Source organism: Rhodococcus phenolicus (genome assembly GCF_001646785.1).
GTDB classification, from domain to species: domain Bacteria; phylum Actinomycetota; class Actinomycetes; order Mycobacteriales; family Mycobacteriaceae; genus Rhodococcus; species Rhodococcus phenolicus.
Window position 1 is genome coordinate 1 of sequence record NZ_LRRH01000046.1, and the last position, 6,385, is coordinate 6,385.

Consider the following 6,385-nt stretch of genomic DNA (forward strand, 5'->3'; position numbering starts at 1 on the left):
CACCGCGCAAGGGAAAACCCACCCCTTGCCCGGCAGTCGCCGCGCCCGGTCCACCAGGCCCCGCCGACCGACCGAGGAACCCGCTCCCCAGCAACCCCCAACCACCCGCGAACACCACAAAACCACAGGTCAGAGCACAAAAAGCAGTGACACAAGTCACCCGAAAAGCATCAAAAAAACATCAAAAAAGCACCAAAACAGATGTAAACTTGTGGCATGGACAAAGAAGAGAACAACCCCGCCCCGACCACCCTCAACCTCGGCGAGTTCATCGCCAGCATCCCCGCGATGCTCGGCATGGTCCCCAACCACTCCATCGTCATCGCCACCATCACCATCACCGGCCGCGTCGGAGCCGTCGCTCGCGTCGACCACAACCCCGCCACCGTCATCAGCGCCGTCGACAAGCTCAAGCAGACCGCCCAGGCCGACGCCGTGAACGTCGCACTCGTCAGCGCCCACTCCGACGGCGACACCGCCGAGGACACGTTGCTCGTCGCCACCCGCCGCGCGCATGCACTCGGCCTCGAGGTCCCCATTGCGACCGTCATCAGCGAGTACACCGCCGGAGCGTTCTACTTCGACTTCCCCAGCGCTACGAGCGGATACCTCACCGACCCGCGCACCAGCGCCATCGCCGCCGAACGTGCCGTCGAAGGACGCGCACCCTTCGCCGCCAGCCGCGACGCCCTCGCCGCCGAACTCGCCGTCATCGACGACACCCCCGCACTGTTCGCACGCCAGTGGGAAGCACGCCACACCCGCGCCGAAGCGCCCCAGGCCACCGACGCCGAAAACCTCGACACCTACCGCGCCGCCATCCGTGACCGCCGCGCCCTCACCGCCATCGAAGCCGCAGCTCTCGCCGTCACCCTCGCCGACAACCCCAAGGCCCGCGATATCGCCCTCTACTTCTCCCAGCGCGACGGGGCCGAGGCCATCCTCACCGATGCCGCCCGCCACACCGCCGGTTACGCGCGCTTCGCGATCCTGTCCATCCTCGCGACCGTCACCTACGCCCACGGAAATGGGGCCCGCGCCGGAGTCGCGATCGAAGCCATCGAGTCCGAAGCCGCCCACGAGACCCAGATCCCCAAGCTCGCCGTACTCATGCGTCAGGTCCTCGACCACGCGATGCACCCCGACGGCATGACGAGTGTCCTCGAGGCAGGCCACAAGATCCTGCCCGACTTCGGACTCACCGACGAGGACTAACCCCACCCACACACAAGGCCCCGCACCATCCGGTGCGGGGCCTTGCCCTATCTCTACACATCCCCAGCCCGCCATCACACCGTGCGCGGATCGCCGCCCTTCGGGGCATCGAGCCCCTCGGACGACCACTCCCGTGACTCCGGTACAAACGTCCCCTCCCGCCGGCCGCCTGTCGCAACGCTGCGCGACAGACCGACCCAGACAGGACGTCGCCAGACAGCGTGTCGACCCGGCGGTCGCGGGCCGGTCGGATCAGATGTCCCAGCCGTCCTTCGACACCACCACGTCGACTCCCGAGGACCGCGGAACGTCGAGAACCGGGACGCCGGCCACCGCAGCCTCAAGTGCCATGTCGGACACCGGCATCACGTCGAGCACCGCATCGAGCAACGCCGACTCCACCGCGCTCCGCTGCATTGACACACCCCTCACCTCAGTGACCACACCGCCGGATGCAGCGCGGTCGAATCCTCATCATCCATACTCGCCGATACCGAATCCGGTGCCGGCATTGTGGGCCGACAGCATCCGCTGTCGCTACCACAACGTTCCTTGATTTCCGTCGTACAGAGCAGCTTCGATTGCCTGCTGATTCCATCCACGCGCACGCACCACATGCGCGAGGTACGGATCCCCGTTGCTCGTGTTGACACAGCGGGTTGTCGCAGCACCGGTCCATCGCGATCTCGTCATCCTGGAGCGCACGGCCCAGCTCGACCGCGAGCGCGTACCGGTGTGGACGAACAACGATCTGCTGTCCGCCGCGAGAGATCCAGAATCTTCCGTACCCGTCATCGCCGAGCGCACCCACCCACAGGTGGCAGGCCGTCGGGGCCGTACACGACGCGGTGGAAGAAGCGGGTTCGCTCGGATATATCACCGGGCTTCCACCGCACGCCGTACCGACCTCTACGCGTTTGCGGCCGTCGAGGCGGGCGCCGCATCCGACGATGCCGCAGACTCCGAGCTCGATTGCTCCGGCGCGGACGAATCCAAATCTCCGCCGTTCGCATCCTCGGTCAGCTTCACCAACCGCCGAACGGTCACCGCGTCGAGCCCGACGAGCTCTGCAATCGACGCCGAGCTTTCGCCTCGGCCGACGACCAGCGTCAGCGCCTTACCCGCCGCCAGCTCCGCGGCGTGCTTCTTGTTCTCGAAATCCTCGGTGGCTTTGGCGATCGCCGCGTCGCGTCGCGCCGCGGCCTTGTCGACCTTTTCGAGCGAGGCCAAGGCGCGCTCGAGGTCGCGCTGATTGTCGCTGATTCGCTTGAGCAGTTCCGCCCGTCGCTCCGACAACTTCGACCGTGCCTGACTACGCGCCGAGACCACCTTCGATTCGGCACTCACTGCTTCCCCCGATTCGCTCACCCGACCAACCTTCCACCGACGGCAATATCCAAGATCGTAACCGAGCCGACCGACAGCGAGCCGCAGCGACGCAGGGGCGAGCACAGCTCGCCGGCTTCGCCGCCACGCACCTCACCTCGCGAATCATCCGATCAGCAAGAACGAGGGACACACCTCTTGCTGTTTTACAGACATTCGGGAGAGTTGCGTTCGACCTGCGCGTTCATACCGCTACGATCTTGATCGTGATGACCCTCCACGTCCTGCACGCAGCGGACGGCTACGAGTACCTGACGCGTCAGGTAGCGACAGCCGACCGCGAGCGCGAGCGCGGCGGAGAACTCACCGATTACTACACCGCCCACGGCACCCCGCCTGGCGAATGGTGGGGCTTCGGCCTGGACGGTCTGAACGACGTTCTCGACGATCTGCACGCCGACAGCGCCGACAAGATCAGTGCCGGTGACGAGGTCACGGAAGCGCAAATGAAGGCCCTGTTCGGTGAAGGACTGCACCCGAATGCCGACGATCTGATCGAGGAATTGCAGCTCCGCGGTGTGCCGGCGGAGGAGGCAATCCGGCTCGCCCGTCTCGGTCGAAAGTTCCCTACCTTCAAGAACAACGTCGAGTTGTTCGAGCGGCACGCCGCCGAACGTGCCGAGTTCACCGACACAAATGGACGCGCCCCGACCGCCGAGGAATCCGCCGCGATTCTCGACCGGATCGCCGGGGGAATGTTCCAGGAAACGCACGGTCGCCCGGTGGCCAACGAAGCCGAGCTGCGCAACTGGATCGCCCACGAGAAGGGCAAGGTCCGTCACCCGGTCGCCGGTCAGGATCTCGTCTTCACCCCGCCCAAGAGCGTGTCGAGCCTGTGGGCAGTCGCGCCGAACGAGCTGCGGTTGGAGATCGAACGCATCGTCGATCAGACCGTGAAGGACACGCTCACCTGGCTCGAACGCAACGCGTGCTTCACCCGGGTCGGCCTGCGCAGCGAAGAACAGATCGACACCAATGGTTTCGTGGCCACGCTCTACAAGCACTTCGATTCACGCGCCGGTGACCCGAATCTGCACACCCATGCCGTCGTATCGATCAAGACCCAGGCCAGCGAAGACGGCAAGTGGCGTGCCGTCGATGGGTCGACGCTGTTCCGATTCGCGGTCGCCGCATCGCAGCGATTCAACGCCGAAGTCATGCAGAAGTTGAACACCGAACTCGGACTCGAACTGACCACCCGCGAGGTCGAACAGGGTAAGCAGGCCGTTGTCGAGCTCGCCGCGATCCCGTCCGACATGCTCGAGATGTTCAGCTCCCGTCGCACTGCGATCGAGGCCCGCCGCGACGAGCTCGTGGCCGACTACCGCGCCAAGTACCAGCGGATGCCCAGCGCCAAAGTGATGTACCAGCTGTATCAGCAGGCCACCTTGGACACCCGCGAAGGCAAGGCCGATCCGAAATCGTTGGCCGAGATGCGTGCCGTGTGGCGTGATCGTGCCGCCGAGATCCTCGGCGGAACCGAGGCCGTCGATCAGCTCGTGCGCGATGCTTTCACCGCCGATCATTCCGCCGAACCGCAGCACCGCAGCCTCGACGACGACGCCCGGGCAGTGCTGGCCAAGCTCGAATCCAAGCGCTCCCGCTGGCAGCTTCCCCACGTGCTCTCCGCCGCCCAGGCGCACCTGGCCGGCGAGCAGTTCCCGAGCATCGATACCTATCGCGCCGCCATCGACCGGCTCACCGAGCGCGTATTGGAACTGTCCGTCACCACCCCGCGCCCAGAACTTCCCGCCATCCCGAGGCGACTGCGCCGCCGCGACGGCGAGTTCATCCTGTCCCACCACGGCACCCACAAGCACAGCTCGCAGACCTTGCTCGACGCCGAAGCGATGATGGTCTCGGCGACGAGCGAGCCGACCGTGCTGACCGCCCGCACCGCCACCATCACCAGCATCTATGAGCAGATGCGCGCCGAGACCGGCCGCGATCTCAACGCCGGACAGCGCACCCTGGCCGAGCATTTCCTGCAATCCGGTGCGCTCGTTGCCGTCGGTGTCGGCCCGGCCGGCACCGGCAAGACCACCAGCATGAAGGCCGTCGTCGAGGCATGGCAGGCCGAAGGGCACAACGTCATCGCCCTCGCCCCGTCCGCCGTCGCCGCCGAAACCCTCGGCGAAGAAGTCGGCGTTCCCGGCCTGACCTTGGCGTCGCTGACCTACCCGTGGCGAGGCATCATCGGCAACCGACCCGGCACCATCACCGACCGCGTCGACATCACACCGGGCACCATGTTGCTCGTCGACGAAGCCTCGCTGGCCTCCACACTCGACCTCGCGGCCGTCGTGGAGATCGCCAAAGAACGGGGCGCGATCGTGCGCCTGCTCGGCGATCCTGCGCAGCTCGACGCCGTGGAAACCGGCGGTCTGCTGCGCTACCTCGCCGAGCAGACCGACGCCCCCGAGCTGACCACCGTGGTCCGATTCGGCGAGGACATCGCACAGGCCGAGAACTCGCTGCTGCTGCGCTCCGGCGACGGCACCGGCCTGGATCTGCTCTACGACCGTGACCTGGTGCGCGAGGGAAGCCGCGAAGAAATGATCGGCGACGCGGTGCAGAACTACCTGCACGATCTCGCCGAAGGCAAAGACTCCATCGTCATGCTGCCCACCCGCGAGGACGTGCGGGCCGCGAACATTCAGGTGCAAGCCGCCCGCCACCACGACGGCACCGCCGACAACGGCCTCACCGTCGGGCTGTCCGACGACCTGCGCGCCGGCCGCGGAGACCTCGTGCTCACCCGCCGAAACCGCCACGATCTGGCACCCTCCGGCGGCAAGAAGGCCGGTTCCTTCGTCCGCAACGGCGACCTGTGGGAAGTGGTCGACGTGCTGGCGGACCGCGGGACCATGACCGTCCGCCACCTCGAGCACGGCGGCGTGATCACCTTGCCGGCCGACTACATCAGCGCCCACGTCGAGCTCGGCTACGCCTCCACCGTGCACCGTGCCCAGGGCGTCACCGTCGACACCGCGCACGCTGTGACCGCCCCCGGCATGGATCGATCCGGCCTCTACGTGGCCGTCACCCGCGCCCGCACCGACAACCGCGTGTACGTCCCGGTCGACGCCGAAGTCGAGATCGACACCGAGCGCGCCCACCTGGCCGACAAGAACGTCTCCATCGGCCGGATGATCCTCGAGACCATCGTCGCCACCAACAACAGCCACCGCACCGCCACCGAAGAACTCGCCGAACAGGCCGCCCACGCGGCCGACCCGGAGCGTCTCCGCGAGGCATACCTCGCCGCGCAGCGCCGCCTGCGCGACGACGCACTCGACGCAGAAATGCGCCGCACCGTGCCCGAATCGATCGTCCACGCGATCGATCAATCGCACGGCTGGGCACAGCTACGACAGGTACTCGCCGACGCCCACGACCACGGCTACAGCGCCCGCGCCGTCCTCGGCGAAGCCCTCGCCGACGGCCCGCTCACCGGCGCGAAGGACATCGGAGCCGTCCTCGCCCACCGCATTCGCAGCATCATCGGCCAGTTCACCGAGCACCCGATCCTGCCGCCGCTGCCGATCCGCAGCCTCGACACCGACGTCGAACTGCACGAGTTCGCTGCCGACTGCGCCCGCCGCTACACCGAGGCCACCGACCGCACCGCAGCCGAAGACACCGGCATCGGCGAGGTGATCCGCCGCTACCGCGACACCTCCGCCCTGCTCGAAACCCAACGGGTCCGCACCCTGGTCACCGCCGCACTCGGAGCCGAGATCGGCAACACGATCGCCGACGAGCGCAGTAGTGCCCCATAGAG

Annotated in this window: 4 protein-coding genes; 2 read left to right on the forward strand and 2 right to left on the reverse strand. The window is 66.9% G+C overall.

Going from position 1 to position 6,385, the window contains the following annotated elements; genetic code table 11:
* The first annotated feature begins 216 nt into the window (after positions 1–216).
* Positions 217–1,215, forward strand: coding sequence for a DUF4192 domain-containing protein (locus tag A8G15_RS31455; protein ID WP_211270165.1), 999 nt, complete (start codon positions 217–219; stop codon positions 1,213–1,215).
* 252 nt (positions 1,216–1,467) lie between these two features.
* On the opposite strand, the gene A8G15_RS30630 is transcribed toward A8G15_RS31455, so the two are convergent.
* Together A8G15_RS30630 and A8G15_RS14015 are read right to left on the reverse strand one after the other, a co-directional pair.
* Positions 1,468–1,638, reverse strand: a complete 171-nt coding sequence (locus A8G15_RS30630; protein WP_156665392.1) for a hypothetical protein — start codon at positions 1,636–1,638, stop codon at positions 1,468–1,470.
* A 486-nt stretch (positions 1,639–2,124) separates the two neighbouring features.
* Complete coding sequence (locus tag A8G15_RS14015; protein ID WP_156665393.1) at positions 2,125–2,562, reverse strand: hypothetical protein; 438 nt, start codon at positions 2,560–2,562, stop codon at positions 2,125–2,127.
* A gap of 248 nt (positions 2,563–2,810) precedes the next feature.
* Here A8G15_RS14015 and mobF point away from each other — a divergent pair, with 248 nt between their 5' ends.
* Positions 2,811–6,383 (forward strand): MobF family relaxase, encoded by a 3,573-nt coding sequence (gene mobF, locus A8G15_RS14020; RefSeq protein ID WP_245687843.1) that lies wholly within the window; start codon positions 2,811–2,813, stop codon positions 6,381–6,383.
* The last annotated feature ends 2 nt before the right edge of the window (positions 6,384–6,385 follow it).